The 26,930-nt window shown below is 62.5% G+C and carries 25 protein-coding genes; 9 read left to right on the top strand and 16 right to left on the bottom strand.

Translation table 11 applies throughout. The features are described from left to right. Window positions 1–9 precede the first annotated feature (9 nt). Window positions 10–618, bottom strand: coding sequence for a carboxymuconolactone decarboxylase family protein (locus tag PXK01_RS05485; RefSeq protein WP_274859177.1), 609 nt, complete (start codon window positions 616–618; stop codon window positions 10–12). Window positions 619–693: 75 nt separating this feature from the next. Then, the gene (locus tag PXK01_RS05480) at window positions 694–2,109 is read right to left on the bottom strand and encodes a pyridoxal phosphate-dependent decarboxylase family protein (RefSeq protein WP_274859174.1); all 1,416 of its coding nucleotides are present in this window, start codon (window positions 2,107–2,109) and stop codon (window positions 694–696) included. Window positions 2,110–2,253: 144 nt separating this feature from the next. Between PXK01_RS05480 and parE the strand changes: the two genes are divergently transcribed. Next, window positions 2,254–4,212, top strand: a complete 1,959-nt coding sequence (gene parE / locus PXK01_RS05475) for a DNA topoisomerase IV subunit B (RefSeq protein ID WP_274846612.1) — start codon at window positions 2,254–2,256, stop codon at window positions 4,210–4,212. A gap of 240 nt (window positions 4,213–4,452) precedes the next feature. On the opposite strand, the gene PXK01_RS05470 is transcribed toward parE, so the two are convergent. Beyond that, window positions 4,453–4,965, bottom strand: a complete 513-nt coding sequence (locus PXK01_RS05470) for a hypothetical protein (RefSeq protein ID WP_274859172.1) — start codon at window positions 4,963–4,965, stop codon at window positions 4,453–4,455. A 253-nt stretch (window positions 4,966–5,218) separates the two neighbouring features. On the opposite strand from PXK01_RS05470, the gene PXK01_RS05465 reads away from it, so the two are divergent. Continuing rightward, entirely contained in the window at window positions 5,219–5,623 is a 405-nt protein-coding gene (locus PXK01_RS05465; RefSeq protein ID WP_274859171.1) for a PaaI family thioesterase, read from the top strand. A gap of 41 nt (window positions 5,624–5,664) precedes the next feature. Beyond that, window positions 5,665–6,345, top strand: coding sequence for a hypothetical protein (locus tag PXK01_RS05460; protein WP_274846609.1), 681 nt, complete (start codon window positions 5,665–5,667; stop codon window positions 6,343–6,345). Between the two features lie 5 nt (window positions 6,346–6,350). On the opposite strand, the gene PXK01_RS05455 is transcribed toward PXK01_RS05460, so the two are convergent. The 3 genes from PXK01_RS05455 to PXK01_RS05445 all read right to left on the bottom strand — a co-directional run bounded on the left by PXK01_RS05455 (window position 6,351) and on the right by PXK01_RS05445 (window position 8,867). Further along, window positions 6,351–6,764: a c-type cytochrome gene (locus PXK01_RS05455; protein WP_274859169.1), complete on the bottom strand. Its 414-nt coding sequence runs from the start codon at window positions 6,762–6,764 to the stop codon at window positions 6,351–6,353. A gap of 116 nt (window positions 6,765–6,880) precedes the next feature. Then, window positions 6,881–7,588, bottom strand: coding sequence for an ABC transporter ATP-binding protein (locus tag PXK01_RS05450; RefSeq protein WP_274859168.1), 708 nt, complete (start codon window positions 7,586–7,588; stop codon window positions 6,881–6,883). After that, window positions 7,581–8,867: a lipoprotein-releasing ABC transporter permease subunit gene (locus PXK01_RS05445; protein ID WP_274859167.1), complete on the bottom strand. Its 1,287-nt coding sequence runs from the start codon at window positions 8,865–8,867 to the stop codon at window positions 7,581–7,583. The genes PXK01_RS05450 and PXK01_RS05445 overlap by 8 nt, the downstream gene beginning before the upstream one ends. A 339-nt stretch (window positions 8,868–9,206) precedes the next feature. Between PXK01_RS05445 and PXK01_RS05440 the strand changes: the two genes are divergently transcribed. Then, entirely contained in the window at window positions 9,207–10,304 is a 1,098-nt protein-coding gene (locus PXK01_RS05440; RefSeq protein WP_274859165.1) for a spondin domain-containing protein, read from the top strand. 103 nt (window positions 10,305–10,407) lie between these two features. Here PXK01_RS05440 and proS read toward each other — a convergent pair whose 3' ends face one another. After that, window positions 10,408–11,763 carry a proline--tRNA ligase gene (proS, locus tag PXK01_RS05435; protein ID WP_274859164.1) on the bottom strand — a complete coding sequence of 452 codons (1,356 nt, stop codon included), beginning with the start codon at window positions 11,761–11,763 and terminating at the stop codon, window positions 10,408–10,410. Between the two features lie 168 nt (window positions 11,764–11,931). Between proS and PXK01_RS05430 the strand changes: the two genes are divergently transcribed. From PXK01_RS05430 to PXK01_RS05415, 4 genes are all read left to right on the top strand, one after another. Continuing rightward, a complete protein-coding gene (locus PXK01_RS05430; protein WP_274859163.1) occupies window positions 11,932–13,296 on the top strand; it encodes an FAD-dependent oxidoreductase in 1,365 nt (454 codons plus the stop codon). 139 nt (window positions 13,297–13,435) lie between these two features. Then, window positions 13,436–14,506 carry an AI-2E family transporter gene (locus PXK01_RS05425; RefSeq protein ID WP_274859162.1) on the top strand — a complete coding sequence of 357 codons (1,071 nt, stop codon included), beginning with the start codon at window positions 13,436–13,438 and terminating at the stop codon, window positions 14,504–14,506. 1 nt (window position 14,507) lies between these two features. Beyond that, the gene (locus PXK01_RS05420) at window positions 14,508–15,218 is read left to right on the top strand and encodes an HdaA/DnaA family protein (protein WP_274859160.1); all 711 of its coding nucleotides are present in this window, start codon (window positions 14,508–14,510) and stop codon (window positions 15,216–15,218) included. Between the two features lie 52 nt (window positions 15,219–15,270). Beyond that, the gene (locus tag PXK01_RS05415; RefSeq protein ID WP_274859158.1) at window positions 15,271–16,815 is read left to right on the top strand and encodes a Ppx/GppA family phosphatase; all 1,545 of its coding nucleotides are present in this window, start codon (window positions 15,271–15,273) and stop codon (window positions 16,813–16,815) included. Between the two features lie 32 nt (window positions 16,816–16,847). On the opposite strand, the gene PXK01_RS05410 is transcribed toward PXK01_RS05415, so the two are convergent. From PXK01_RS05410 to PXK01_RS05380, 7 genes are all read right to left on the bottom strand, one after another. Next, window positions 16,848–17,240 (bottom strand): hypothetical protein, encoded by a 393-nt coding sequence (locus PXK01_RS05410; RefSeq protein WP_274859157.1) that lies wholly within the window; start codon window positions 17,238–17,240, stop codon window positions 16,848–16,850. 31 nt (window positions 17,241–17,271) lie between these two features. After that, window positions 17,272–18,267 carry an endonuclease/exonuclease/phosphatase family protein gene (locus PXK01_RS05405; protein WP_274859156.1) on the bottom strand — a complete coding sequence of 332 codons (996 nt, stop codon included), beginning with the start codon at window positions 18,265–18,267 and terminating at the stop codon, window positions 17,272–17,274. Beyond that, on the bottom strand, window positions 18,248–18,946 hold the full coding sequence (locus PXK01_RS05400; protein ID WP_274859155.1) for a TerB family tellurite resistance protein: 699 nt from the start codon (window positions 18,944–18,946) through the stop codon (window positions 18,248–18,250). The genes PXK01_RS05405 and PXK01_RS05400 overlap by 20 nt, the downstream gene beginning before the upstream one ends. A 9-nt stretch (window positions 18,947–18,955) precedes the next feature. After that, window positions 18,956–19,480 (bottom strand): GNAT family N-acetyltransferase, encoded by a 525-nt coding sequence (locus PXK01_RS05395; protein ID WP_274846596.1) that lies wholly within the window; start codon window positions 19,478–19,480, stop codon window positions 18,956–18,958. Next, window positions 19,477–20,079: a VOC family protein gene (locus PXK01_RS05390; protein ID WP_274846676.1), complete on the bottom strand. Its 603-nt coding sequence runs from the start codon at window positions 20,077–20,079 to the stop codon at window positions 19,477–19,479. The genes PXK01_RS05395 and PXK01_RS05390 overlap by 4 nt, the downstream gene beginning before the upstream one ends. Before the next feature lie 164 nt (window positions 20,080–20,243). Beyond that, the gene (gene scpA / locus PXK01_RS05385) at window positions 20,244–22,370 is read right to left on the bottom strand and encodes a methylmalonyl-CoA mutase (RefSeq protein ID WP_274859154.1); all 2,127 of its coding nucleotides are present in this window, start codon (window positions 22,368–22,370) and stop codon (window positions 20,244–20,246) included. Next, entirely contained in the window at window positions 22,336–23,274 is a 939-nt protein-coding gene (locus PXK01_RS05380) for a hypothetical protein (RefSeq protein ID WP_274859153.1), read from the bottom strand. Before PXK01_RS05380 ends, scpA begins: the two co-directional genes overlap by 35 nt. A 180-nt stretch (window positions 23,275–23,454) precedes the next feature. Between PXK01_RS05380 and PXK01_RS05375 the strand changes: the two genes are divergently transcribed. Continuing rightward, window positions 23,455–23,898 carry a DUF4174 domain-containing protein gene (locus PXK01_RS05375; RefSeq protein WP_274846593.1) on the top strand — a complete coding sequence of 148 codons (444 nt, stop codon included), beginning with the start codon at window positions 23,455–23,457 and terminating at the stop codon, window positions 23,896–23,898. Window positions 23,899–23,902: 4 nt separating this feature from the next. Here the strand turns inward: PXK01_RS05375 and PXK01_RS05370 are convergent, their stop codons facing one another. Together PXK01_RS05370 and PXK01_RS05365 are read right to left on the bottom strand one after the other, a co-directional pair. After that, window positions 23,903–24,403, bottom strand: coding sequence for a hypothetical protein (locus PXK01_RS05370; RefSeq protein ID WP_274846592.1), 501 nt, complete (start codon window positions 24,401–24,403; stop codon window positions 23,903–23,905). Window positions 24,404–24,594: 191 nt separating this feature from the next. Beyond that, entirely contained in the window at window positions 24,595–26,640 is a 2,046-nt protein-coding gene (locus PXK01_RS05365) for an acetyl-CoA carboxylase biotin carboxylase subunit (RefSeq protein ID WP_274859151.1), read from the bottom strand. Window positions 26,641–26,930: the final 290 nt, after the last annotated feature.

Raw genomic sequence — 26,930 nt, 5'->3', positions numbered from 1 at the left:
GATGCGACCTCAGCTGTGGTTCCAGTCGTCCGGGTTGTCCGAATTGTTCGGGCTCAACCCCAGCACATCGCCCTTGGTGGAACAGCCCAGCCCAAGCACCGTCCGGTTGGCGTAAGAGAAATAGGCGGTGACCTGGTTGATCTCCAGGATCTGCCCGTCATCGAACCCGGCCTGGCGCAGCGCCTCGACATCGGATTGCTCCAGGCTGGACGGGGCCTGCGTCAGTTTTCGTGCATATCCCATCGCCACCTGTTGGGCAGGGTCCAGCGGCGCCGCCTCGGGATCACGCGCCTCGATCGCGGCGCGTATGGCCTGCCCGCGCGCCTCATCCCCCAGCAGCCGCTGCAAACCCGCAAAATGATGTTCGACGCAATAGGCGCAATCGTTCAGCGAAGACACCCAGACGCCCAGCACCTCGAGGAACCACTTTGGCAGCGTATTTCCCGAATGGTGCAGCACGTTCTTGTAGATCGCCATATGCCCCTCCATCGAATGAGGGCGCAGGCTGTGCACCATCATGATGTTGTCGACATTGCCACCAGGTCCGGTGACGCGATCGTAGAGCCTCTTCAGCTTGCCGGTGGCCTCGGCAAAGGGAATGGTGTTGATCCAGGCCATGCATGTCCTCCCGTGGTTGCCAGGCAGATTAGCCGTCCTCTCGCGAGGCGAAAGCCATTTGCCCCGGGGAAGCGATCACAATTCCGGCAGCTCTGCCAGTCGTGCCACCGCCGCAATGGCCGCCTTGATATCCTGCTCCTGCGTACGATGGTTGGTGATGGCTGCGCGCAGCATTGTGACTTCGCCTGCGCGGGTGGTGGAGAATACCGCCTCACCACTGTTCTGCAGGACCTGGGCGATCTTTGCGTTCAGCCGCGATTGCGCCTCGGGCGGCAGATCCGCGCGGGCCGTGAACACACAGACGTTGGAGACGACCCTGCCCCCCAGTGCCATCCTGGGGTGTTCCTCGACCTCCGCCCCCATCAGGGCTGCAAGGGCGCAGTTGCCCGTGATGGCGGCGGCAAAGGCCGCTTCCCCGTATGCCTCCAGCGCGCACCAAACCTTGAGCGCGCGATTGCCGCGCGACAGATCGATGCCGTAGTCGCAATACCAGGGATCACCCCCGGCAAGGCCGCTCTCGGCGCCTTCCAGATAGGCCGGGCGCGCGGCAAAGGCGGCGCGATGGGCTGCCTCATCCGCGATCAGCACGAGGCCGCAGTCATAGCCCACATACATCCATTTATGGAAATCAAGCGCGATACTGTCGGCCCGGCCGATCCCGTCACTCAAGGACCGCCAGGGGGCATCCGCGATCCGCGTCCATGCGCCAAAGGCCCCGTCCACATGCAGCCACAAGCGATGCTCTGCAGCGAGATCCGCCAGCGCATCTAGGTCATCAAACAGCCCCAGATCGACAGACCCCGCCGTTCCCACCAGTAGGAAGGGCACTGCACCTGCGTCCCGGTCTGCCGCAATCATCCGGGACAGCGCCTCTGGGTCCATCTGCCCGTCCTTCAGCGGCACCTGGCGTAGATTGTCGGCCCCGACCCCGATCAGCTCCAGCGCCTTGCGGGTGGCATTGTGCACGCCCACCCCCGCATAGGCCGCGAGCCGCACAGCCCCCTGCCCGGTCTTGCGCACATCAGGCAGTGCCCGCACCCGGGCTGCCTGAAAGGCGATCACCGTCGCCTGCGAGGTTCCCGTGGTCAAAACGCCGCTAGCGCCCTCGGGCAGGCCCATCTTGGCTCGGGTCCAGTCGATCACCGCGCGCTCCATGTAAACGGCGCCATGATCGCGCCCGCCGACATTGGCATTGACCACCGCCCCCGCCATGCCCGCGATCAGGTCCGAGGCCAGCCCAGTCCCCTGCACCCAGCCCCAGAAGCGCGGATGGATATTGCCGCCATGATGGGGCAGCACGTCCCGTTCGATCCGCCCCACCAGATCACCGCCCTGCCCGATCTGGTAGCGCTGCGGCAAATCCCCCGGCACCGGCTGCCAGGGACGATCCCGCACATGCTCGAGCTGATCCAGCGCAGCCTCCAGCATCCGATGCGCCTCGCCTCGGAAAGCCGTCCAATCCTTTGGATCCAGATCATTCCCACCTGTCATCCGCCCATGCCTCCAGCAGCTGTTTCCGCCTACATGACATATGGAAGCAAGCTTATCCACAGGGCCGCTCCCCCTCTTCCCCGCAAGGCTGACACCTGCCATAATGCCCCTCAACCAAAAGCAACCAAGAGCAGCCCGACAAAGATGGCCAACGATCTTCTGAGCACGCCTGACGCCGAAACCTATGACGCCTCCTCGATCGAGGTGCTGGAGGGGCTGGAGCCCGTCCGCCAACGCCCCGGCATGTATATTGGCGGCACCGATGAACGCGCGCTGCATCACATGGTGGCCGAGATCCTCGACAACTCCATGGACGAGGCGGTCGCGGGCCATGCCAACCGGATCGAGGTGGAGCTGCACGCCGATTACTCGGTCACCGTGCGCGACAACGGTCGCGGCATCCCGATCGACCCGCATCCCAAGTTCCCGGACAAATCCGCGCTTGAGGTCATCCTGTGTACCCTACACGCGGGCGGCAAGTTTTCCGGCAAGGCCTATCAGACCTCGGGCGGTCTGCATGGGGTCGGCTCCTCCGTGGTGAACGCGCTGTCGGATTCGATGGTCGTACAGGTCGCCAAGAACAAGGAGCTGTTCGAGCAACGCTTTTCGCGTGGCATCCCGCAGGGGCCGGTGGAAAAGGTGGGCGCCGCCCCTAACCGGCGCGGCACATCCGTGACCTTCCACGCGGACGAGCAGATCTTCGGCTCGCACCGGTTCAAGCCCAAGCGGCTGATGACCCTGGTGCGGTCAAAGGCCTACCTGTTCTCGGGCGTCGAGATCCGCTGGAAATCCGCGATTGACGATGGCGAAACCCCGCAGGAGGCCACATTCCACTTCCCCGGCGGCCTGAAAGACTACCTGTCCGAGGTGCTGGGCAAGGCCACCACCTATGCCGACGCGCCCTTTGCCGGCAAGGTCGAGTTCCGCGAAAAATTCGGCGAGCCGGGCTATGTGGAATGGGCGATCAACTGGACCCCGACCCGCGACGGTTTCATCCAGAGCTACTGTAACACCGTGCCCACGCCCGAGGGCGGCACCCATGTTGCGGGCTTCTGGGCCGCAATCCTGAAGGGCATCAAGGCCTACGGGGAGCTGGTCGGCAACAAGAAGGCAGGCCAGATTTCGCGCGATGATCTTCTGACCGGGGGCTGCGCGCTGGTCTCCTGCTTCATCGCCGATCCCGCCTTCGTGGGCCAGACCAAGGATCGCCTGTCGACCGAAAGCGCCAACCGCATGGTGGAAAACTCGGTCCGCGATCATTTCGACAACTGGCTGGCCGCTGACACAAAATCCGCCGGCGCCATCCTCGATTTCCTTGTCCTGCGCGCCGAAGAACGCCTGCGCCGCAAGCAGGAGAAAGAAACCCAGCGCAAAAGCGCCACCAAGAAACTGCGCCTGCCGGGCAAGCTGACCGATTGCACCTCCAAGGACCGCACAGGCACCGAGCTGTTCATCGTGGAAGGCGACTCGGCCGGTGGATCCGGCAAGGGCGCGCGCAACCGGGAATATCAGGCGCTACTGCCGCTGAAGGGCAAGATCCTGAACGTGTTGGGCGCGGCCTCGAACAAGCTGGGATCGAACCAGGAAATCAGCGACCTGTGCGAGGCGCTGGGGGTTGGCCTTGGCACCAAGTTCAACCTCGATGATCTGCGTTATGACAAGATCATCATCATGACCGATGCGGATGTGGACGGGGCGCATATCGCCTCGCTATTGATGACCTTCTTCTTCACCCAGATGCGCCCGCTGATCGACGGCGGCCACCTGTACCTTGCCTGCCCGCCCCTGTTCCGCCTGACCCAAGGCGCGCGCCGGGTCTATTGCCTTGACGAGGCAGAGCGCGACGTCTGGCTGGAAAAGGGCTTGGGCGGCAAGGGCAAGATCGATGTCTCCCGCTTCAAGGGTCTGGGCGAAATGGACGCGAAAGACCTGAAAGAGACCACCATGGATCCCAAGACCCGCAAGCTGATCCGGGTCACGATCGACGAGGACGAACCGGGCGAGACCGGCGATCTGGTGGAGCGTCTGATGGGCAAGAAACCCGAACTGCGGTTCCAGTATATTCAGGAGAACGCGAAGTTCGTGGAGGAGCTGGATGTTTAAAACAAGAAGACCCAGCCAGTGCTGGGTCTTCTAGTTTAAGAATTCGCGTTTACGCTGCTTTTCGAGTTTTGTTCTGCTCAGCATCGACGTTGCGTACGAACAATGTCGTCTGTTTGAGTTCACAAACCCCCACTTCCCTAATGGCCTTCAGAAATGCGCCATACAGCTGCGCTTTCCGCTGGTTATTTTCCATAGTAGCCTCTCACAGTGTTTCTAAGCGCCATTATACGCAGATAACAGTTACGCTTTGCTTACAAATAGCCACGACCCTACCATTTTAACAGATGAAAAGTGGCTCAACTGATCCAAATTCTCCGCGAACTTGCGAAAAATCGCCACATCGGCAGGGCTGCGGAAGTGAACTTTCACGTGAGGGCATGGCAGCCTTGTATCGGATTCGTTCAATACCCGCTCGAAAACCGTCGAAAGAAGGCGCGCATACTCGTCCTCACTGTAATCACCAAAGTCATATTTTGGAGCCAATATCAGGTGGCGAACTCTCAGCACCCGTCCCGTAAACTTAGGAATGAATGCTCCGTTGAGGAAACAAACAGCTTCATACGCTTCATCGTCTCCCTGAATGCCATACACTCCGGACCATTTGTCGTTAACGCAAGTCTCGATCTGATCCGCAAGCATGGGTAGGGTAGTAGGCATGTACGACACAAAGTCTTCATCAAACTCGTGACATTCTCGTTTCCATTTCTCGAGAAACTCACTCCACGAACCATCGTCATGGGACAACCGCTTCATAAAGCCTCCTATATTTCAAAGTCTTAAGGTCAAACCAAGCCAAACACAATCCATAGGAGATTCTTGCCACCATTCAACACGCGAAGCAATAACATTCTACATCCTACCACAATCCGAAGGTGTTGAACCGCTGTACTAAGCGAGATCTCAAGCAACAGGCATAGCGCCTCCCGAAGGAGAAGCGCGCGCGCAATTGCCCGTTTCCATTACCTCTGGCTGCCGCTAACCTCGCCCCAAAAACAGGGAGAGACCCATGACCCCACAGGATTTGCAGTCCGTTCTGGCCGAAGGCTTTGCCGATTGGGTGCAGGCGCTGGATCTGACCGTGACCGAGGCCAGCCCAGAGGAAACAACCCTCCGCATGCCGCTGACACCGAACCTTGCGCGCATGGGCGGGATCGTCTCGGGTCAGGCCTTGGCCGCACTTGCCGATACCTCGATGGTGCTGGCGGCCTTTGCCCATAATGGAGCCGTGCGGGCGCTGGCGACGACGGATCTGCACACGCAATTCCTGCGCCCCGGTGTGGGCACCGCGATCCTCTGCCGTGCATCCGTGGTGCGGGCCGGGAAATCGCTGGTCTTTGCCCGCGCCGAGATGAGCGAAGAGGACAGTGGCAAGCTGGTCGCCACCGCCACCGCAAGCTTCTATGCCGCATAAGGCAGCTTTGCAGCCCGCGCCTGCTGCGCTAGCCTGATGCCATGATCCTGCGTCTTGTCCTGATTGCCCTGATCCTCAGCTCCTGTGGGCGCGCATTGACGCCGCAGGAGCACGCCTTCCTGTCGGATATTCACGGGGCAGATGTGCAGGTGGAGAAGCTGCGTATCGTCGATGGCGCGCCGGTGCCGACCACCACCTTTTATCGCAAACCGCGCCCGCGGGTGGCCTGCCGTGAACGCATCCTGCCACCGATGAAGGAAGGCCGTGTCACCTCCTCCCCGGCGGCGATGACGGTCTTCAACAAGATCCTGTTCATCAGCGACTGGTACGCGGAGAACTACCTGCCCGCCTACCCCGAACGGCTGTACCTGGTGGAGGCGATGCTGCTCGCCCATGAGGTCACCCATGTCTGGCAATGGCAGAACCGGGCGCGCACCGGCTATACGCCGCTTCTGGCCGCCGCCGAGCACCAGGGCAACCCCGATCCCTACCTCTTCGAATTGGATCAAAGCCCCGATTTCCTGAGCTACGGCTACGAACAGCAGGGCGCCATCGTCGAGGAATACGTCTGCTGCCGCGCCTTGGCGCCACAGGGCGCGCGCACCAAGCGGCTGCATGCCATGCTGAAAGAAGTGATGCCGGTCACCGACCTTCCAAAGACCCGCCAAAGCGACGTCTACCTGCCCTGGAAGAACGCCGATCTGCGCGGGATCTGCAACTAGGCGCGTTAGGCTTCCGGCTGGAGGCTTTCGAGATAGGTCATCAGCGCCGCCAGCGGGCGCGGCGTCGGCGTCAGGGTGCCGTCTACCTCGACCGGGATCAGGTCGCCTTCCAGCAGGGTTCCGAACTCCGGCATGAGGTCTGCGCCGACCTTGCCGCGCCCGTATCCATCAATCTGCGACATCACCTTGGCACGCGGAAAATCACCGCCGTGACGGGCGCTGATCCGGCGCAGATCCGGTGCCTTGCCGGTGGTCTCACGGTTGGCGATCTCTGCGTTGGTGCCGTGGCAGATGGCACAGTTGCGGTTGAAGATCGCCTGCCCCTCCTCTGGGGTGGGCATGCTGATCACCGCTTCGGTGCAGGCCACCGCCAGGGCTGCCAATACCGGAAGGGCCAACAGGGTTGCTCTTCTATTCATCGTATCGCTCCTGCCGAATGGGTCGCGCCGAATACGCTGTTTTTTCGAAGTTTAGCCGCCTCTTTGAGCAGGGTAAACCGCTTCTCCATGAGCCGCGAACACGTGCGGTTCCCGGCTCAGGAGATCTGCAGCAGCTTGCCCTGTTCAAGCCGCAGCATGCGGTCCATACGCGCGGCAAGGTCAAGGTTATGGGTGGCGATCAGCGCCGCCAGGCCAGAGCTGCGCACCAGCTCCATCAGAACCTCGAACACCTGATCGGAAGTGCCGGGATCAAGGTTGCCGGTCGGCTCATCCGCCAGCAGGACGCTGGGCCGGTTGGCAAGCGCCCGACAGAAGGCAACCCGCTGCTGCTCCCCACCGGACAGTTCTGCCGGGCGGTGCGCGGCACGTGCCGAAAGGCCGACAAGATCCAACAGCTCCCTGGCCCGCTGCTCTGCCTCTTTCGGGCGTGTCCCATCGGCCAGTTGCGGCAGGATGATATTCTCGGCGGCGGTGAATTCGGGCAGAAGGTGGTGGAACTGGTAGATAAAGCCGATATCGCGGCGGCGCAGGCGGGTGCGGCTGCCCTCCCCCAGGCCTGTGACCTCTTGCCCCGCAATCGACAGGCTGCCCGCATCCGGCGTGTCGAGCAGGCCCGCGATATGCAGAAGGGTGGATTTCCCGGCCCCGGAGGGCGCCACCAGGGCCACCACCTCTCCGGGTTGCAGCGACAGATCGACACCGCGCAGGACGTCCACCTGCGCACTGCTGCCACGATTATAGGCCTTGGTGATGCCCTTCAAATCCAACGCCATCGGCGGGTTCCCTGCGGTCAGATCATTCATAGCGCAGCGCCTCCACCGGGTTCAGCCGGGCGGCGCGCCGGGCCGGGAAGATGGTGACCACGAAAGACAGCCCCAGCGACAGTGCCACGGCAGACAGCACATCGGGCAGGTTCAGCTCGGCCGGGAGCGCGTAGATGCCCCGGATCGACGGGTCCCAGACACCGCCGCCCATGACATAGTTCACGAAAGAGAAGATCGGATCGATATAAAGCGCAAATATGCAGCCCAGGATCACGCCGCAGATGGTGCCGATGACGCCGGTGAAGGCGCCGCAGATGAAGAAGACGCGCATCACCGACCCTTCACTCAGGCCGATGGTGCGCAGGATGCCAATGTCACGGCCCTTGTTCTTGACCAGCATGATCAGCCCCGAGACGATATTCATGGTGGCGATCAGCACCAGGATCGACAGGATGATGAACATCACGTTGTCCTCCACCTCCAGCGCGCGCAGGAAGCCGCCCGAGGCATCGCGCCAGGTCCAGGCGCCGATCCCCTGCCCCGCCGCCATCATCAACGGCACGACGACGCGATCCACCGCTTCGGGATCCGCAACCATCACCTCGATCTCATCGGCGACGCCTTCGCGGTTGAAAAAGGCCTGGGCCTCGGCAAAGGGCATATAGAGCCGGGTGCGGTCGATGTCATAACGGCCGGCGGTGAAGATATAGACCACCTCATAGGCGTTAACGCGCGGGCTGGTGCCAAAAGGGGTTTTCACGCCATTTGGGGAGATCAGCTTGATCCTGTCGCCAGCACTGACGCCAAGCTCGCGCGCGACCCCCGATCCGATGGCGACGCCCTGTTCAAAGCGGGCCAGATCGCCAGAGTAGTCCTCGCTTTGCGCCACGCCCGGAATCGCCTGGAGATCCGCAGCCGAAATCCCGAAGACCTCCACCCCCGCATTGCGCTGGCGCAGATTGGCCATGACCTGCCCCTTGATCAAAGGTGCGGCGCGCATGACGCCGGGCACCTCGCCCACGCGGGCGGCAAGGTCGGTGTAGTCTTCCAATCTGCGATCCAGGCGCCCGTCCTCGGTCATCTCGCCATAGGAATAGAGCGTCACATGGGCATTGGCGCCCAGGATGGTGCCGACAAATTCTGAGCGAAACCCCGAGCGCACCGCCAGGGTGGCAATCAGCGCAAAGACCGCAAGCGTGATGCCAATCAGGCTGATCCAGGTCATCACGCTGACACCGCCCTCGGCCCGGCGCGCGCGCAGATAACGCCATGCAATGATCCATTCAAAACGCGCAAATGGCGGGGGGGAGGAGGTCATGGCTGCTCGGCTCTTTCGTGGCGCGGATTATTGCTTGCGCCAAGCCTATTGTGCGCCACAAACAGGGTCAAGCGCACCCATTTGCGACAGCCTATTCTAGCGGATCGAAAGCCCACGCACACCGCACATTCACGTGAACCTCGGCCCTACGTCCTGAGCGCCTTTCCCACCTCAACCCACGGGAAAGAGAGCAAAAATCGCGTTTTTGTGGTTTCACGGGGATCTCGCTGCCAGGTGATGGAACGTGAGGGTCGCAAGGCTATCCGGCGGACGTGTTCAACGGCAGGCTGCACCCACTTCAGCAACGAAGTCCTACACAACAACCACGGGCACAGTTTCATGACCGACATTCGAATTGTAACAACCAACACCTCCCTGCACGGCGGCACCTTCCTGACGCCGCTTTGGTTTGCCGCCCATGACGGCTCTTTCGACCTCTACACCAATGGCGAGGCAGCCTCGGCAGGGCTAGAGGCCCTGGCCGAAGACGGCAATTTCGCCCCGATCAATGACGAGGTTCTTGCCGCTGACGCAGATGCGGTGACCGGCGCCGTCCTGGGCGCCGCCGGTCCGATTGCCACCGGTGAAACCGCAAGCAGCACTGTCAGCCTCGATGGCAGCGCGACCAGCCATATCTCGCTGAGTGCGATGATCCTGCCGTCAAACGATGCCTTCATCGGCACCGAGAGCGCCATTCGCCTGTTTGATGAAGACGGCAATTTCCTGGGCGCCCAGAACATTCGCTTTGACGGCGCTGACGTTCTTGATGCCGGAACCGAGGAAAACACCGAAGAGGATGCAGCCTTTTTGAACCAGACGGCGGCCGATACAGGCGTTGATGAAAACGGCGTTGTGCATGAGCACCCGGGCTTCCTGGACGATGGCAATATCCTGGGCGGCACCAATGCGGCCGGCGCCTTCATTGATCCCGAGGCCGCGGATTTCACCCAGCCCGGCGCACAGATTGCGGACGTGCATATCAACACCGTGGAGACCTTCGAAGGCAGCCGTGGCTCGGATGTGCTGATCGGTTCGGCCTCTGATGATCTTGCGAGCGGCGGACGTGGCCAGGACGCCTTGCTGGGGCGTTTGGGCTGGGACGAACTGTCGGGGAACGCGGGTCGTGACTATCTTGATGGCGGCAAGGGCAATGACACGCTGGACGGTGGCCGTGGCAATGACGTTCTGCTTGGCGGCCAGGGTGCGGACGTCTTTGTCTTTGAACAGGGTGACAAGCGGGATCGCATTCAGGACTTCAATGCGGATGAAGACGTCCTGACCCTGTCCATCGAAGGCATCGAGAGCCTGGATGATCTGACAGCCCTCGCCGAACAACGCGGCCAGAACACGGTGATCGATTTTGGTGAAGGCGATGTCCTGGTGTTGCGCGGCCTTGAGCTGGACAGTCTGACCGATCTGAACGTGGACTTTTTCTAAGTCAGGCGGATCACCTCGGCAGCCCTCCGGTCTACTGCTGGAGGGGAAACGCAAAAGGCAGGCCATCCGGCCTGCCTTTCATCCTATCGTCCAATGGCAAGTCTCAGAAACCGCGACCGGCGGTATGCGGCTCATAGATCTTGGCGATCTTCTTCACCGCCTCTTCCGGGCTCAGCTCTTCACTCTCGCCGGTGCGGCGGCAGGTGACTTCGACCACGCCGTTTTTCAGCCCGCGCGGGCCGACTGTGATGCGCCAAGGCAGACCGATCAGGTCCATGGTGGCGAACTTGCCGCCAGCGCGTTCCTTGCGGTCATCATACAGCGGCTCAAGGCCCGCTGCGACAAGCGCTGCATAGATCTGGTTGCAAGCCGCGTCTGCTTCGTCATCGCCCTGCTTGAGGTTGACGATCCCGCAGTGGAAAGGCGTCACACCCTCCGGCCAGATAATGCCGTTTTCATCGTGGCTCGCCTCGATGATGGCGCCAACCAGGCGGGAGACCCCGATCCCGTGGCTGCCCATGTGCACCGGGATGGACTTGCCATCAGGCCCCTGCACGGTGGCACCCAGGGGATCGGAGTATTTGGTGCCGAAATAGAAGATCTGCCCCACCTCGATACCACGGGCGCTACGTTGCCGTTCGGCTGGGATCTGGTCGAACAGACCTGCATCATGGGTTTCATCGGTGCGGGCGTAGAGCGCCGTGAATTCTTCCATCACCGCGTGGCACTGGTCCACATCGTTATAGTCGATGTCCCGCTCGCCCAGGCGAATATCGGTGACGGCGCTGTCATAGAAGACCTCGGATTCGCCGGTGTCGGCCAAGACCAGGAATTCGTGCGTGTCATCGCCGCCGATGGGGCCGGAATCCGCGCGCATCGGGATCGCCTGCAGGCCCATGCGCTCGTAGGTGCGCAGGTAGCTCACCAGGTGACGGTTGTAGGCGTGCAGCGCGTCTTCCTTGGTCAGGTCGAAGTTGTAGCCGTCCTTCATGTAGAACTCACGCCCCCGCATCACGCCGAAACGCGGACGGATCTCGTCGCGGAACTTCCACTGGATCTGATACATGGTCAGCGGCAGATCCTTGTAGCTGCTGACATGGCTACGGAAGATATCGGTGATCAGCTCTTCGGCGGTGGGGGTGAACAGCAGGTCCCGGTCATGACGATCGGTGATGCGCAGCATTTCCTCGCCGTAGGCATCATAGCGCCCGCTCTCGCGCCACAGGTCGGCCGATTGCATGGTCGGCATCAGGACCGGGATATGGCCCGCGCGCATCTGTTCTTCGTGGACGATGCCTTCGATCTTCTTCAGCACCTTGAAGCCCAGCGGCAGCCAGGAATAGATCCCGGCGGCGGATTGTTTGATCATGCCGGCCCGCAGCATGTAGCGGTGGCTGACGATCTGAGCCTCGGAGGGCGTCTCTTTCAGAACAGGCAGGAAGTAACGGGACAGGCGCATGTCGCTCTCATTCGTTCGAAGGGTTTTCATGCGGTCTAAGCCATCGTCGCGCCTCAGGCAATCGGGCTTTGAAAATGAGGCGCACTGCGCTTGGACTTTCCAGGCAGAAAAATACTTGAACAATGATTTCAGTTTGTGAATGGTCAAACAAACCCATCGGAGGCGCGCATGCACGATACAATCACTGAACCCGCTCGGGAGATCCCTGTCGTGCACCGTACCGATGTGCTCGTGGTCGGCTCTGGTCCCGGCGGGCTGGCGGCGGCCTTGGCGGCGGCCCGCTGCGGGGTGGAGGTCACGCTTCTGGAGCGGTTCGGCTGCTTTGGCGGCAATATCACCACCGTCGGGGTCGAGGGCTTTGCCTGGTACCGCCACGAGCAGACGGTCGAGGCAGGCGGCATCGGCTGGGAGTTCGAGGAACGCGCCAAGGCGATGGACGCGGCCGTTCCCGAAAGCCAGTCCCTGTCCTATGAGCTGGACGCCGAAGGTTTCAAACTGGTGGCAGACAAGCTGGTCGAGGAGGCGGGCATTCACCCGATGCTCCACCGCATGTTCGTGGCGCCAATCCGCGAGGGCAACCGGATCACCGGCGTCATCGTGGAATCCAAGGCCGGACGCGAGGCAATCCTGGCCCGGCGCGTCATCGATGCCACGGGAGATGCAGACATCGCGCATGCGATGGGCGCCCCCACGATCAAGACCCCGATCGAGGAAATGCAAGCCGCCAGCGTGATGTTCCACATCGCGGGCGTCGACAAGCAGAAGTTCATGGAAGGCGTCAAGGCCGACCCGCAAACCTACAAGGACTGGTCCACCGGTGAATGGGAGGTCGAGACCTCGGGCAAGGAGGATGACATGTTCTCGCCCTTCCTGGCCAAACCCTTTGCCCAGGCCTTGCGCGACGGGGTGATCCCGGCGCATCTCAATACCATCGGCGGCACCTGGGGCGCGGTGCATGACAGCGGCGAGATGACCTATATGAACCTGGTGCACCTGGCGGGCTGCGACGGCACCGATCCCGACAGCATGACCCGGTTCGAGATCGAGGGCCGCAAGCAGGCCATGCACGCGATCAATGCGCTGAAAGCCTATACGCCGGGCTGCGAAGGCGCGCGGCTGCGCAACTTTGGCATGACCATCGGTATCCGCGACACCCGCAAGATCGACGCGCATCACAACATCACCGAGGATGAGACCCGCAACCAAGGCCGGTTCGAGGATACCATCGGGATCTACCCCGAATTCATCGACGGCTACGGCATCCTGATCCTGCCCACCACCGGGCGCTACATGCAGATCCCCTATCGCGCGATGCTGCCGAAGGGCGTCGAGAACCTGCTGGTCACCGGTCGTGCCATCGGCGGCGACAAGCTGGCCCATGCCGCCACCCGCAACATGGCCTGCTGCGCCGTTGCCGGTCAGGGGGCAGGCGTTGCGGCGGCCCTGTCGGTGAAGTCGTCCTGCAGCCCGCAGGACATCGCCATCTCTGCCGTGCAGGCCGAGTTGACCCGCCAGGGTGTGCGGATCCACTAAACGAGCCCCGGCCTGTTGACCCCATAACCCGGTTTCCCGCTCATATCGCACTTGCGGCCGCTTGGCGGTTGCATGCGCGTGCAGCATGGGCAATGACTGGACGAGACTGGCAGACAGATCATCAAAGGGCAGCTTGCGCATGGCACTACCGGCGAAGAAGCAGTTTCTCTACTGGGGCATTGCCGCCTTGGTCTTTGCGGTGGTGCTTTGGGCGCTTGGCGATGTGCTTTTGCCGTTTGTGCTGGGCGCGGCGATTGCCTATCTGATCGACCCCATTGCCGACCGGCTCGAGGCCGCGGGCCTCAGCCGGGCCGCGTCCACCGCGGTCATTACAGTCGGCGCCATGCTGACCTTTCTGCTCATGCTGCTGGTGGTCCTGCCGACGCTGATCTATCAGCTCAGCGACCTGATCCGGGTGCTGCCCGAAGCCTTTCGGGATCTGCGCGCCTTTGCGCAAGCGCAGTTCCCCTCGGTCTTTACCGAAGGCAGCCGCGCGCAACAGACCATCGCCTCCATCGCCGGAACCCTACAGGGCAAGGGGATCGAGCTGTTCGAATCGCTGGTCGGCTCGGCCATGTCCGTGGTCAATCTGCTGGTGCTTTTCGTGATCGTGCCGGTGGTTGCGGTCTACCTGCTGCTGGACTGGGACCGGATGATCGAGCGGATCGACGCCTTGCTGCCGCTGGATCACGCCCCGGTCATTCGCAGGCTGGCAGCTGATATCGACAAGGTTCTGGCCTCCTTCATCCGCGGCATGGGCACGGTCTGCCTGATCCTCGGCGTCTATTACGCCGTGGCCCTGATGGTCGTGGGTCTGAACTTCGGGCTGGCTGTGGGCTTCATTGCAGGGCTTGTCACCTTCATTCCCTACCTGGGGGCCCTGATCGGCGGCGCCCTGGCCATTGGCCTCGCGCTGTTCCAGTTCTGGGGTGAATGGTGGTCCATCGGGCTGGTTGCGGGCATCTTCGTGATCGGCCAGGTGATCGAGGGCAACTACCTGACTCCCAAGCTCGTCGGTGGATCGGTGGGGCTGCACCCGGTCTGGCTGCTCCTGGCCCTGTCGGTCTTTGGTGCGCTCTTTGGCTTTGTCGGCATGCTGGTGGCCGTTCCGGTGGCGGCAGCCTTGGGCGTGGTTGCACGTTTCCTCACGGAACAGTATCTGGACAGCCGATTGTACCAGGGACTGAGCCACCGGGATTCGAAGAAGTAACATGGCGCAACAGCTGAGTTTCGATCTGCCCGCCAAGACCGCGCTGGGCCGCGACGATTTCTTTGTGGCCCCGTCCAATGCAATGGCCGTGGCCCTGCTTGATCCCGGCTTTTCCTGGCCCAGTGGCAAGCTGGTGCTGACGGGACCGGCGGGATCGGGAAAGACCCACCTTGCCCATGTCTGGGCCAAGGCCTCGGGGGCGCGGATCCTGCAGGTAGAGGATCTGACCGAAGCCATGGTGCCCGCATTGGCCGCCGGTCCGGTGGTCGTCGAAGATGTGCCGCTCATCGCCCGGGACACGGCCGCACAGAAAGCCCTGTTCCACCTGCACAACCTGGTCCTTGCCAACGGGCATGCCATGATGATGACCGGCCGCGCGGCGCCCAATCTCTGGGGCCTCAGCCTGCCCGACCTGCAAAGCCGGGTTCAGGCCGCCACCCATGCCGAACTGCAGCCACCGGATGATGCGCTGCTCGCCGTGGTTCTGGCAAAGCTCTTCAACGATCGCCAGATCACACCGAAACCCGATGTGATCCCCTATCTGGTGGCCCATATGGACCGGTCCTTTGCCGCTGCCGCTCGCATCGTGGAACAGCTTGACCGGCTGTCGCTGGCGGAAAAACGCACCCTGTCGCGCCCCCTTGCGGTGCGGCTGATGTCGCAAGAACCGGGGATCAACGCCCCGGAAACCATCGCCGGATCCAAGAGTTGACCCAGCCCCCTTCCTTCGCCCATCCTGCAGCAAGACACCTAACGGAGCGCTCATGACCGTGACCGAGGACCCTGCCACCGCCGACTGGGGGCCCTTTGGGCGACCGCTGTTTGACGATCCCAGTGCGCGGGCGCTGTCGAGGGTGGGCGTGGTGGACGTGGGATCGAACTCGGTCCGTCTGGTGGTTTTTGACGGCGCCGCCCGCAGCCCGGCCTATTTCTACAACGAGAAGATCATGTGCGCGCTTGGCGCCGGGCTCTCGGAAACCGGGCGTCTCAATCCCGAGGGGCGCAGCCGCGCCCTGGCCGCCCTGCGCCGCTTTCAATGCCTGGCCGAAGGCATGGGATTGCCGCCTCTTTCCGTTGTCGCCACGGCCGCGGTGCGCGACGCGAGCGACGGGCCGGACTTCTGTGCCGATGTGCTGCGGGAAACCGGGCTCAAGATCTGGGTCATCGACGGGCGCGAAGAGGCGCGGCTATCGGCGCAGGGGGTTCTCTTGGGCTGGCCCGGCTCCTATGGTCTGGTCTGCGACATCGGCGGCTCGTCCATGGAGCTGGCGGAAATTCACGACGGCGAAGTCGGCAAGCGGGTGACCTCTTCCCTGGGGCCGTTGAAACTGCGCGACATCAAGGGCGGGCGACGTGGACGCAAGGCGCATATCGCCAGCGTGATGGATGAGCTGCACGCCGAGATGGGCAAGCAGAAGGACCGCCTGTTCCTGGTGGGCGGCAGCTGGCGCGCCATCGCCCGAATCGACATGGCGCGGCGCGGCTATCCCCTGAAGGTGCTGCACGAATACCGGATGAGCGCAAAGAGCGTGCGTGAAACACTGAAGTACATCGAGAAGCGCGACCTTGAGGAGCTGCGGGCCGAGACCGGGATTTCATCGGCGCGGATGTCGCTGGTGCCCTATGCCATCGATGTGCTGACCCGGCTGGTCAAGACCTTCAAGCCCAAGGATATCGCGATCTCCAGCTACGGGATCCGCGAGGGGCTGCTGTATGAACAGATGCCCCAGCGCCTGCGCGAACGCGATCCCCTGATTGAAGCCGGCCGTTTTGCCGAAGCCAAGGACGCGCGCATCCCGGGCTTTGGCAAGACGCTCTATGATTTCGTGATCCCCCTGTTCAGCAACCGACCGCACACGAAAAAGCGCCTGATCAAGGCCGCCTGTCTGCTGCATGACGTCAGCTGGCGCGCCCATCCCGATTATCGCGCCGAGGTCTGTTTCGACAACGCCACCCGCGCCAATCTCGGCGGGCTGAAACACTCCGAACGCGTCTTCCTGGGGCTGGCGCTGCTGCACCGCTACCGCAACAAACGCCAGGGAACCGCTTTTGAATACCTCTATGACCTGCTGGACGAAAAGGGCCAGAGGGAAGCGGAGATCCTTGGCAAGGCGATGCGGTTTGGCGCCATGCTGATGGTCAGTGACACCGGCGAAATCGGCGCATTCAAATGGCAGCCGCGCAAGAAGCACCTGACGCTGGAGCTTCCGCGCGCGGCAGAGCCTCTGTATGGGGAGGTTGCCGAGGCCCGCCTGCGCTCTCTCTGCGACACGCTGGAAGCCGAACTGAAGGTCAAGATCTCCGGCTGATACCGGGCGAATTCGCCCGGCAGGCGCCCAGATCACAGATCGATGGCATTGCCTTCCGGGGCGGGGTTTTCCTGTGGATCATCCGGCGCCGGATCGGGTTTTCTGCGAATGATGATATCGCCATTGGGGAGGATTTCCGGCAGCTCATAGCGGCTCCAGTCCTCCACCTCGGCGGCGATCTCGGCAAGGGCCGGTCCCATGCGGGCCAGGAAATCCCGCATCGACGGACCAACCTCGCTGGCGAAATTCTCGGCGAACTCCTGCAGATCGTCCAAAGCCGGGCTCATCTCCTGACGCAGCCCTTCCCAGAACAGCTCTGCCCCTCTTTCCATCAAACCCTTGCCGTTATTGTCTGCCTGCTCGGCAGCGACTGGTGCCACGAGGCAGCTCAGGCACAGGGCGCTTATGCATAATGTCCGTTTCATGACACCAATATAGGCAGGGTACGCGACGATTTTAAGTCAGATCGATATCCAGGCTGACCGGGAAATGATCCGACGCCATCAAGAGCGCCTCGCGCAGCACCTCATCCTTGTAGCAGGCGGCATCCTCGAACGGGTGCCAGATCCGCCAGCGCGGGTTGCACCCCTCCAACCCCTTGGAGATCATCACGTAGTCAAGACAGGCGCGGAAGAAACGTTTCCTGTCTTCATCGTAGAACCGCGCGGTGCTGGGCGGGCTTCCGGGGCGCGGCTGGCTCAGGATCTGAGCATGGGGATCGCGCAACTCCTGCCCCATGATGATCTCGACCGAGGAGCGACCAAAAAGCCGCTCGTACTCATCCAGACCGGGACCATCGTTCAAATCCCCCATCACGATCAGATCGTCCCCCGCCGCCATATGCGCCTCGATGCGCCGGTGCAGCCAAATCGCCTGTGCCAGCTGGGTGCGCCGGTTCTCCAGCGCCCGCTGGATGATCGCATCATGCCCCTGCACGCCATAGGGGGCCTTGGATTTCAGATGCGCACCGATCAGGCGGAGTGTCCTGCCGCCATGAAGGGTGACCGCCAGTTCCAGGGGCGGCTTGGAAAACCGCACCCTGTCAGGCCGTTCATCGATATCAAGATCAATTTCGAAACTGCCGTCAAAGCGGGGCGCCTCCGGGCTGCTTTGGGCGTCATGTTCGGCGCTGAGCACCGCCGGATCATACATCAGGGCGATTTCCTGATGGGTATCGGTGGCAAAACCGCTGACCACCTCGCAGGCGCGCAGGCCCGCCTCGGCAGCAAAGGCGCCAAGCGCGCGCACGGTGCGCTGGCGCCGCCCGGTATTGGGCGCCTCGATCACCATCACCGCATCCGCATCCAGCGTCTGAAACACATGCGCCAGCGACACCGCCTGGGTGTAGCGGTCCACATCGTAGCGCCCAGAGGGCTTGTCATCCAGAATCAGCTGGTCGTTCTTGTCGAACAGATGCGAGAACCACTCGACGTTATAGGTGACCAGCCGCATGGGTCCCGCATCCGTTGATCTCGTCCCAGGCGCGGTTGATATCGATCATCCGTTTTTCCGCCAGGCGCACCGCCTCTTCGGGGACACCGCGCGCCATCATCGCATCCGGGTGAGTTTCCCGCACCAGGCGGCGCCAGTGCTTGCGGATCTCGACGAGGGGCATATCGGCAGGCACGCCGAGCACCGCATAAGGATCCTTTGGCGCATCGGTCACAAACCGCGCCCGCAGGGCAGTGAACTGCTGCGGGGTTTGCCCGAAGATGCGGCTCACCTCTTCCAGAAACTCGTTCTCGCCGGGGTGGTAGAACCCATCCGCCATGGCGATGTGAAACAGACCCTCCATCAGGTCGCACAGGGTGGCCGGGTCATTGGCAAACATGCGCTGGATACGGGCGGCATAATCCTGGTAGCCCGCCACATCGGTGCGCGCCATGTTGAACACCCGGGCCGCACCCGCCTCGTCAGCGCGGGCAATCTGGAAAACCTCGCGAAAGGCGGTGACCTCGTCCCGCGTCACCTGCCCGTCCGCCTTGGCCATCTTGGCGCCCAGGGCGATCACCGCGATGGCAAAACCGACGGTACGCTCAGGCGGTGCCTTAAGCTTGTCAAAGACATGCGCCAGGCTTTCCCCCTTGGCCAGCGCGCCCAGCGCCTCGGATATGCGGGTCCACAGAGACATGCCCAGAGGTTAACCGGTCTGCGCCGCGCTGTCAGGGGCTGCGTCGGCCTCTACCGTCAGAATTTTCTGCATCAGCACAAGATCCAGCCACCGCCCCGCCTTGCGACCGACCTGCGGCAGGCGTCCCACCTCGTCAAATCCCATGGCGGCGTGAAAGGCCAAGCCTCCGGTATTGACCGCGCTGATCCCTGCCACAAGCACATGGATCCCCTCGGCGCGCGCGACATCCTCGATCGCGGCGATCAGGGCGCGGCCTGCCCCGCGGCCACGGGCCGTTTCGGCCAGGTAGATCGTGTGTTCGCAGGTGCGGGCATAGCCGGGGCCCGCGCGAAAGGCCCCCAGGCTCACATAGCCAAGGAGCGTGCCTGCCTCTTCGGCCACCTGAAAGCGTGCGCCTTTTTGAGCAATCTCGCTGGCGATCTGATCCGCAGGTTTCTCTGCCGTCGTGAAGGTGATCAGCGTGTCGCGGATGATCTGATTGGTGATCTGCGCGATCCCGCCCGCATCCGCCGCAGTGGCCTGTCGGACGATCACCGCAGGACCCGCTGCCCATGCGGGGTGTCGAATTCCGCTTCCATGGCGGCAGGCCCGGTCTCGAACACCAACCGCCCATCGTTGAGCGGCAGCATCTCCTCCAGCTTCGCCGCGTCAGGATGAGAGATCACCAGGCGACGCAGCGCGCAGCCCTGCTGCTCCAGCCGGGGGGCGGGGTGATCGCTGTGCCATTCAATGAGCGCCGGAAAGAGATTGCCATAGGGCAGCTTGCCATCTGCAGGCACTGCCATGTCCCAGACCAGATCGCCGCGCGTCAATGCGACGGGCGTACCAGCCCCGTCCGGCATCCGCTCCAGCAGTTTCGGCAGGCCGGTTGTGCGACAGATCCAGTTGGTGAGACGCGGCGTCCCGCTGAAATTATCAAGATCAAACCAGCACGGGCTGCGTTCCGGCGTTGCACCCGGATCAAGGGCGATGGCTTCCAGATACAACCCATCCGCCAGCCCCAAAAGCCGGTTGTGGGTGCCAAAAACCTGGTGCTGCCCACCCGCCTGCAGCGGGACGCCCAGCGCTGTCTCAACGTAGTCTGCAGCCGCCTCCAGCGTCTCGCCGGCCACGGCAATGTGATCCAGTTCCATCATCGCCTATCACTCCCCTGTTTTCGCCGCACCTTAACGGCAAATCCAAGGTTCACAACGTGAAAGCCACGGCGCCCAACCACCCTATCAAACAGGAAACCCGGCGCCACTGGGGCACCGGGTCGTTTTCTTGGCGTTTTGTCCGCGCTAGCGGATCAACGGGATCAGCTGCGCGCTTCGCGGATCAGCTTCAGGATATCCTGCGCCGCCTCGGGGATATTGGTGCCGGGGCCGAAGATCGCCTTGACGCCATTATCATAGAGGAACTGATAGTCCTGCTGCGGGATAACACCGCCGCAGATCACGATGATATCCTCGGCGCCCTGCTCCTTCAGCTCTTTGATCAGCTGCGGTGCCAGCGTCTTGTGACCGGCCGCCTGGCTGGAGATGCCCACGACATGCACGTCGTTGTCGATGGCATCCTGTGCCGCCTCGGCCGGGGTCTGGAACAGCGGCCCCACGTCAACGTCAAAACCGATATCGGCAAAGGCGGTGGCAATCACCTTGGCGCCGCGGTCATGACCGTCCTGGCCCATCTTCACCACCAAGAGGCGCGGACGGCGGCCTTCTTCCTCCGCGAAGTCCTCGATGGATTTCTGGATCGCGGCAAAGCCTTCGTCGCCTTCGTAAGCGGCGCCGTAAACGCCCGCCAGGGTTTTCACCTCGGCGCGGTGACGGCCGAATTCTTTTTCCATTGCCATGCTGATTTCCCCAACAGAGGCCCGGGCACGGGCAGCTTCGACAGCGGCTTCCAGAAGGTTGCCACCTTCCTTTGCACGACGGGTGACCTCATCCAATGCACTCTGACAGGCGGCCTCGTCGCGTGTTGCGCGGATCTGTTGCAACCGGGCAATCTGGCTTTCGCGCACCGCGACATTGTCCACGTCGAGAATGTCGATCGGATCTTCCTTTTCCTTGCGGTACTTGTTCACGCCGACGATCACCTCTTCGCCGCGATCGATCATTGCCTGACGTTTGGCCGCGGTTTCCTCGATGCGCAGTTTCGGAATGCCGCTGGCCACCGCCTTGGTCATGCCGCCCATATCCTCGACGTCCTGGATGATGGCCCAGGCCTTTTCGATCAGCTCTTCGGTCAGGCTTTCGACGTAGAACGACCCAGCCAGGGGATCGACCACCTTGGTCACGCCGGTTTCCTCCTGCAGCACCAGCTGGGTGTTGCGCGCGATGCGGGCCGAGAAGTCGGTCGGCAGGGCAATGGCTTCATCCAGCGCGTTGGTATGCAGGGACTGGGTGCCGCCCAGAACCGCCGACATCGCCTCATAGGCGGTGCGGATCACGTTGTTATAGGGATCCTGCTCCTGCAGGGAGACCCCCGAGGTCTGGCAGTGGGTGCGCAGCATCTTGGAGCGGTCGTTCTTGGCACCGAATTCGGTCATCACCCGGTACCACAGGGTCCGCGCCGCGCGCAGCTTGGCGATTTCCATGAAGAAATTCATGCCGATGGCAAAGAAGAACGACAGGCGGCCGGCGAATTTGTCCACGTCCATGCCGGCATTGATCGCCGCCCGCACGTATTCACGGCCATCGGCAATGGTATAGGCCAGTTCCTGCACCAGGTTCGCACCCGCTTCCTGCATGTGATAGCCGGAAATCGAGATCGAGTTGAATTTCGGCATCTCGTTCGAGGTATATTCGATGATGTCCGAAATGATCCGCATCGAAGGTTCGGGCGGATAGATATAGGTGTTGCGCACCATGAACTCTTTCAGAATGTCGTTCTGAATGGTGCCCGCCAGCAAGCTCTTGTCGTGCCCCTGCTCTTCGCCTGCGACGATGAAGTTGGCCAGGATCGGGATCACCGCGCCGTTCATGGTCATCGAGACCGAAACCTTGTCGAGCGGGATACCATCAAAGAGGATCTTCATATCCTCGACACTGTCGATGGCCACGCCGGCCTTGCCGACATCGCCGACCACCCGTTCGTGGTCACTGTCATAGCCGCGGTGGGTGGCCAGGTCGAAGGCGACCGAAACCCCCTGCTGACCGGCGGCCAGGTTGCGGCGGTAAAAGGCGTTGGATTCTTCCGCCGTGGAAAACCCTGCATATTGGCGGATGGTCCAGGGGCGGCCTGCATACATGGTGGCCTTCACACCGCGGGTAAACGGTGCAAATCCAGGGATCGTGCCGACATGCGGCAGATCCTTCGTGTCCTCAGCCGTGTAGAGCGGCTTGACGTCGATATCCTCGAGCGTCTTCCAGGTGAGATCGTCGAGCGGGCGTCCGCGCAGCTCTTTTTCAGCCAGAGCCCGCCAATCGTCTGTCTTCGTCATGGGGTCTTCCTCTCGTCAAGTCGTTCTGGGGCAGGTTCTGTCCCGCCACCTGTTTGTCTGGGTCATACATCAGCCGGATCTGCGACAGCCCGTCGGCGCCCGCAGCCAGCCACATCAAATCGTCCGCATAGCGTTCACGCAGGGCGGCACTTTGCACCTCGTCCAGCGGCCGCCAGCGTCCTTCGCCCTGCGGCAGGGCAAGGGCGGCAGAGGTCGGCATCGTGCGGCGCAGCTCTTCCAGCCGCGGCGAGGCGGCATGGCGCATACGCGCATTCTCACGCGGCCCCTTGCAGCCGGTCAGCAGTTCCAACTGCAACTCGGGCCGTCCACCGAAGGTCTCGAACGGCAGCACGCGGATCTCGACCTCCGGCATGGAGCAGGCGATATCCGTCAGCACATCCCGCCAGCTGCGCGTGCTGTGCAGCAGCCGGTCCAGTTGCCCGGCGACCGGCACCCGGTGGCCGCGCGCCACCGCATAGGTCAGTGCCGAGGTCCAATAGCTTTCCAGGCTGCGCAGGTTGACCGCCAGAACCGAGATGTTCCCGTCAAAGGCCTCGTGAAAACGTGCCAGCCGTTCGCCCACACCGCAGTATAGGTCGGCCAGGCGCAGGTTCTCGCGGATGCTGCCCATCATGTTCTCGTCGCTGATCAGCAACTGTTGCGTGCCCGCCTGCCGGGCCTCGTCCAGGCGCATCTTCAGTCGCCCGCGCGCCCGTTTGGCACCCTTGGCAGCCCCGATCACCGACGGATTGGGCAGGATACCGTGAAACAGCCCCTCGCGGGTGCGATCCGGCCCCCAGGCCACCAGGCCCTGCTCGGCCAGCGGGGCGGCATTGAAGCGCAGATAATCCTGAAACGAAGTTGTGGCGCACCGGTGGGCACCCAGATGAACAATCACTTGCATCGCTTTTCCAGTCCTTTGGACAGGCCCGCCTTTTTGCGGACGGTGAGAGGAAGACGGCGTGATCATGCGCAGCACACCCTCTCAAAGCGGTTAATGCGAGTTGAATTTTTTTCCCGCCCCATGCAATCGACCATCGCATTCGCCAAGGCGCGGCATATATTGTCGGCAACAGGAGGAGCCATGAAACCCATCCTAGCCCTTGTTCTGACAGCTTTTCTGCCCACAGCCGTCCTGGCCGAAGACACAGCGCAGCCGGATGCCCCGGCCTGGATCCTGCCGGAATATGAAGGCGATCTCAGCGCGTTCCTGTGGCACAACAGGCCGGTGGTGGTCTTTGCCGACAGCGCCGAAGACCCGCGGTTCCAGGACCAGTTGCAGCGGCTGGAAAAAGGCGCCGAGGATCTGTTGGAGCGGGATGTAGTGGTTCTGACCGACACCGATCCGGGCAAAAACTCCGAATTGCGCAAGAAGCTGCGCCCCAGGGGATTCATGCTGGTGCTGGTGGGCAAGGATGGTGGTGTGAAACTGCGCAAACCGCATCCCTGGTCGGTGCGCGAGCTGAGCCGCACCATCGACAAGTTTCCGTCCCGCCTGCGCGAGGTGGAGGAGCGTCGCGGCAGCTGACGGGTTAGCCGTTGCCGCGCACGTAGATCAGGGCGCCCGCCTGCCGGTCCACCACGATCATCGCATCCCCGTCGGGCACGAAGATCAGCCGCGACTGCGGGTTCATGATCGCCTGATAGTAGATCGACTTGACCAGTTCGGACATGCAATTGGCACCCGCCAGCCCGGAGTTCAGCACGCTGATCCCCTGCGGCAGGTCGCGCGACATGATCTCTTCGGTCAGCATATTGGGTGTCTTGCCGCCCACGTCGAAGGATACCGGCTTGCCTTCGGAGAGCATCTTCATGCCAGTCGACACCGATCGCGCCTTGGACACCAGCGAACTGATCCGCGGGCTTGCCGTGTGAAACACCGCCGCCGTACAGGTCGAGGAAGATTCGAAGAAATAGGTATCGCCCAGTTGCACCCAAGGCGAGACCATCGCGCGCACCTCTTCCTCCTCGTCCAGCGCGCAGGCCGACAAGAGAAACAGGCCCGCCATCAGAGCCAAAGTCATACGCCGCATATGGTGCCTCCAGAACCCCTTGATACCGATCACACCGGGGCAGTCTGACATCCACTCCTGAAGAATTGGTGCACGTGACGGTCATTAGACCGGACGCGATGGTCGGGGCAGCCCCGGAGACAGGCATCCGCCCGCCCCCGGCCCGGACAGAGGCGCATGGCCCCATCTGGAAAGCTGCCCCGTGGTGCATCTTATTCGAACTCCATGATCACATCGTCCACCGCCAGGCTGTCGCCCGCGCTGGCGTTGATCTTGGAAACCACACCCTTCTTCTCGGCGCGCAGGATATTCTCCATCTTCATCGCCTCGACGGTGCAGAGCGCCTGACCTTCCTGGACTTCCTGACCGACTTCCACATCGACCTTCACGATCAGACCCGGCATCGGGCAGAGCAGCAGTTTCGAAGTGTCCGGCGGAAGTTTCTCCGGCATCAGACGGGCGAGTTCCGCCTGACGGGGGGTGCGCACATGCACCTTCAGATCGGCGCCACGGCTGCGGATGCGGAAGCCGCCCGAGATCTTGCCCACTTTCAGAACCAGCATGTCGCCATCGGTGGACACCCGCGCCAGCTGATCGCCCGGCGTCCAGTCAGATGCCACCCGGATCGAGGTTCCGTCGGCGAACCGCACGGTCGATCCGTCGTGATCGGCGTCGATCTCAACGTCGAAGGACTGCCCCTGCAGGGTTACAACCCAATCGGTGCCAACCTTGCGCTCGTGGTTGTCCATACGGCCCGACACGCGGGTGCGGCGGATTTCGGCGACCCGGTGCATGGCAGCAGTCGCAGCCGCGATACGGCGCAGCTCCCCTTCGGGCAGCTCCACGCCTTCGAAGCCTTCGGGGTATTCTTCGGCGATGAAGGCGGTAGTCATGTCACCGCTGACGAATTTCGGATGATCCATCACCGCCGACAGGAACGGCAGGTTGTGACCGATGCCTTCCACTTCGAACCCGTCCAGCGCATCGCGCATGGCGGCGATTGCGGCCTCGCGGGTGGGCGCCCAGGTGCAGAGCTTGGCGATCATCGGGTCGTAATACATCGAGATCTCGCCGCCCTCGTAGACGCCGGTATCGTTGCGCACCGCAACCACGCCCTCGGGCGCATCCCCCTGCCATTTGCCGTTTTCCAAGAGCGGCCCGGAGGCCTGCTCTGCCGGGGGACGGTAGCGGGTCAGACGTCCGATCGAGGGCAGGAAGTTGCGATAGGGATCTTCGGCATAAAGACGGTTCTCGATCGCCCAGCCGGTCAGTTTCACATCGTCCTGGGTGATCGACAGCGGCTCACCACCGGCAACCCGGATCATCTGCTCCACCAGGTCAACACCGGTGATCAGCTCGGTCACGGGGTGTTCCACCTGCAGGCGGGTGTTCATTTCCAGGAAGTAGAAGTTCTTGTCGCCATCGACGATGAATTCCACGGTACCGGCAGAGGCATAGCCCACGGCCTTGGCCAAGGCGACGGCCTGCTCGCCCATCGCCTTGCGGGTGGCTTCATCAAGGAAGGGCGACGGCGCCTCTTCGACGACCTTCTGGTTGCGGCGCTGGATCGAGCATTCCCGCTCGCCCAGGTAGATGCCGTTGCCATGGGTATCGCACAGGACCTGGATCTCGATGTGGCGGGGTTGCGTCACGAATTTCTCGATGAAGATCCGGTCATCCCCGAAAGAGTTTGCCGCCTCGTTCTTGGAGGACTGGAAGCCTTCGCGGGCCTCTTCATCGTTCCAGGCGATCCGCATGCCCTTGCCGCCACCGCCGGCGGAGGCCTTGATCATCACCGGGTAGCCGATCTCGTTGGAGATCTTCACCGCCTCGTCGGCGTCCTCGATGAGGCCCATATAGCCGGGCACCGTGCTGACCTGGGCATCCTGGGCGATCTTCTTGGAGGTGATCTTGTCCCCCATGCTTTCGATGGCGCCAACGGGGGGGCCGACAAAGGCGACACCCTCGGCGGCCAGCGCCTCGGCAAATTTGGCGTTTTCCGACAGGAAGCCATAGCCCGGATGCACCGCCTGGGCGCCGCTTTGACGGATCGCATCCATAACCTTGTCGATCACGATATAGGACTGGTTGGCGGGCGGCGGGCCGATGTGCACGGCTTCATCCGCCATCTGGACATGCAGCGCCTGCTTGTCCGCATCCGAATAGATGGCAACGGTCTTGATGCCCATCTTGCGCGCGGTCTTGATGACACGGCAGGCGATCTCGCCCCGGTTGGCGATCAGGATCTTATCAAACATTGGCAGTCCCTTGTGCTCTGGTGGACCCTCGGTCTGTCTTGGGTCGGAATGCAATGCACCGCCCGCGGGACAGGCCCGAGCGCGGTATCATCTGTGTGGTGGTGGAACCGACCGCGACGGGTCGGAATATCGTGGCAAGGCGCAGGGCGGTGCGATCAGCACCGGCCGGGGCTTTCCTTGCAGAGGATGAGAGGTGCAGCGGCGCCGACAGCCGCGCCTGTGATCGGCGTGCGCTCCGGCCCGGGCGCGCCGGACCGCGCAAAAAAGAAGGCAGGCCGCGGATGGGATCG

Source organism: Phaeobacter sp. PT47_59, from assembly GCF_028890025.1.
Classification (GTDB): domain Bacteria; phylum Pseudomonadota; class Alphaproteobacteria; order Rhodobacterales; family Rhodobacteraceae; genus Phycobacter.
Note: the sequence above shows the minus strand (reverse complement) of the source record. Positions and strands in the feature narration are given on the sequence as shown.

Excerpts from the sequence above, each read along its gene's own strand:
- PXK01_RS05485 (WP_274859177.1), bottom strand. The coding sequence starts at position 618 with ATGGCCTGGATCAACACCATTCCCTTTGCCGAGGCCACCGGCAAGCTG.
- PXK01_RS05480 (WP_274859174.1), bottom strand. The coding sequence starts at position 2,109 with ATGACAGGTGGGAATGATCTGGATCCAAAGGATTGGACGGCTTTCCGA.
- parE (WP_274846612.1), top strand. The coding sequence starts at position 2,254 with ATGGCCAACGATCTTCTGAGCACGCCTGACGCCGAAACCTATGACGCC.
- PXK01_RS05470 (WP_274859172.1), bottom strand. The coding sequence starts at position 4,965 with ATGAAGCGGTTGTCCCATGACGATGGTTCGTGGAGTGAGTTTCTCGAG.
- PXK01_RS05465 (WP_274859171.1), top strand. The coding sequence starts at position 5,219 with ATGACCCCACAGGATTTGCAGTCCGTTCTGGCCGAAGGCTTTGCCGAT.
- PXK01_RS05460 (WP_274846609.1), top strand. The coding sequence starts at position 5,665 with ATGATCCTGCGTCTTGTCCTGATTGCCCTGATCCTCAGCTCCTGTGGG.
- PXK01_RS05455 (WP_274859169.1), bottom strand. The coding sequence starts at position 6,764 with ATGAATAGAAGAGCAACCCTGTTGGCCCTTCCGGTATTGGCAGCCCTG.
- PXK01_RS05450 (WP_274859168.1), bottom strand. The coding sequence starts at position 7,588 with ATGAATGATCTGACCGCAGGGAACCCGCCGATGGCGTTGGATTTGAAG.
- PXK01_RS05445 (WP_274859167.1), bottom strand. The coding sequence starts at position 8,867 with ATGACCTCCTCCCCCCCGCCATTTGCGCGTTTTGAATGGATCATTGCA.
- PXK01_RS05440 (WP_274859165.1), top strand. The coding sequence starts at position 9,207 with ATGACCGACATTCGAATTGTAACAACCAACACCTCCCTGCACGGCGGC.
- proS (WP_274859164.1), bottom strand. The coding sequence starts at position 11,763 with ATGCGCCTGTCCCGTTACTTCCTGCCTGTTCTGAAAGAGACGCCCTCC.
- PXK01_RS05430 (WP_274859163.1), top strand. The coding sequence starts at position 11,932 with ATGCACGATACAATCACTGAACCCGCTCGGGAGATCCCTGTCGTGCAC.
- PXK01_RS05425 (WP_274859162.1), top strand. The coding sequence starts at position 13,436 with ATGGCACTACCGGCGAAGAAGCAGTTTCTCTACTGGGGCATTGCCGCC.
- PXK01_RS05420 (WP_274859160.1), top strand. The coding sequence starts at position 14,508 with ATGGCGCAACAGCTGAGTTTCGATCTGCCCGCCAAGACCGCGCTGGGC.
- PXK01_RS05415 (WP_274859158.1), top strand. The coding sequence starts at position 15,271 with ATGACCGTGACCGAGGACCCTGCCACCGCCGACTGGGGGCCCTTTGGG.
- PXK01_RS05410 (WP_274859157.1), bottom strand. The coding sequence starts at position 17,240 with ATGAAACGGACATTATGCATAAGCGCCCTGTGCCTGAGCTGCCTCGTG.
- PXK01_RS05405 (WP_274859156.1), bottom strand. The coding sequence starts at position 18,267 with ATGCGGCTGGTCACCTATAACGTCGAGTGGTTCTCGCATCTGTTCGAC.
- PXK01_RS05400 (WP_274859155.1), bottom strand. The coding sequence starts at position 18,946 with ATGTCTCTGTGGACCCGCATATCCGAGGCGCTGGGCGCGCTGGCCAAG.
- PXK01_RS05390 (WP_274846676.1), bottom strand. The coding sequence starts at position 20,079 with ATGGAACTGGATCACATTGCCGTGGCCGGCGAGACGCTGGAGGCGGCT.
- scpA (WP_274859154.1), bottom strand. The coding sequence starts at position 22,370 with ATGACGAAGACAGACGATTGGCGGGCTCTGGCTGAAAAAGAGCTGCGC.
- PXK01_RS05380 (WP_274859153.1), bottom strand. The coding sequence starts at position 23,274 with ATGCAAGTGATTGTTCATCTGGGTGCCCACCGGTGCGCCACAACTTCG.
- PXK01_RS05375 (WP_274846593.1), top strand. The coding sequence starts at position 23,455 with ATGAAACCCATCCTAGCCCTTGTTCTGACAGCTTTTCTGCCCACAGCC.
- PXK01_RS05370 (WP_274846592.1), bottom strand. The coding sequence starts at position 24,403 with ATGCGGCGTATGACTTTGGCTCTGATGGCGGGCCTGTTTCTCTTGTCG.
- PXK01_RS05365 (WP_274859151.1), bottom strand. The coding sequence starts at position 26,640 with ATGTTTGATAAGATCCTGATCGCCAACCGGGGCGAGATCGCCTGCCGT.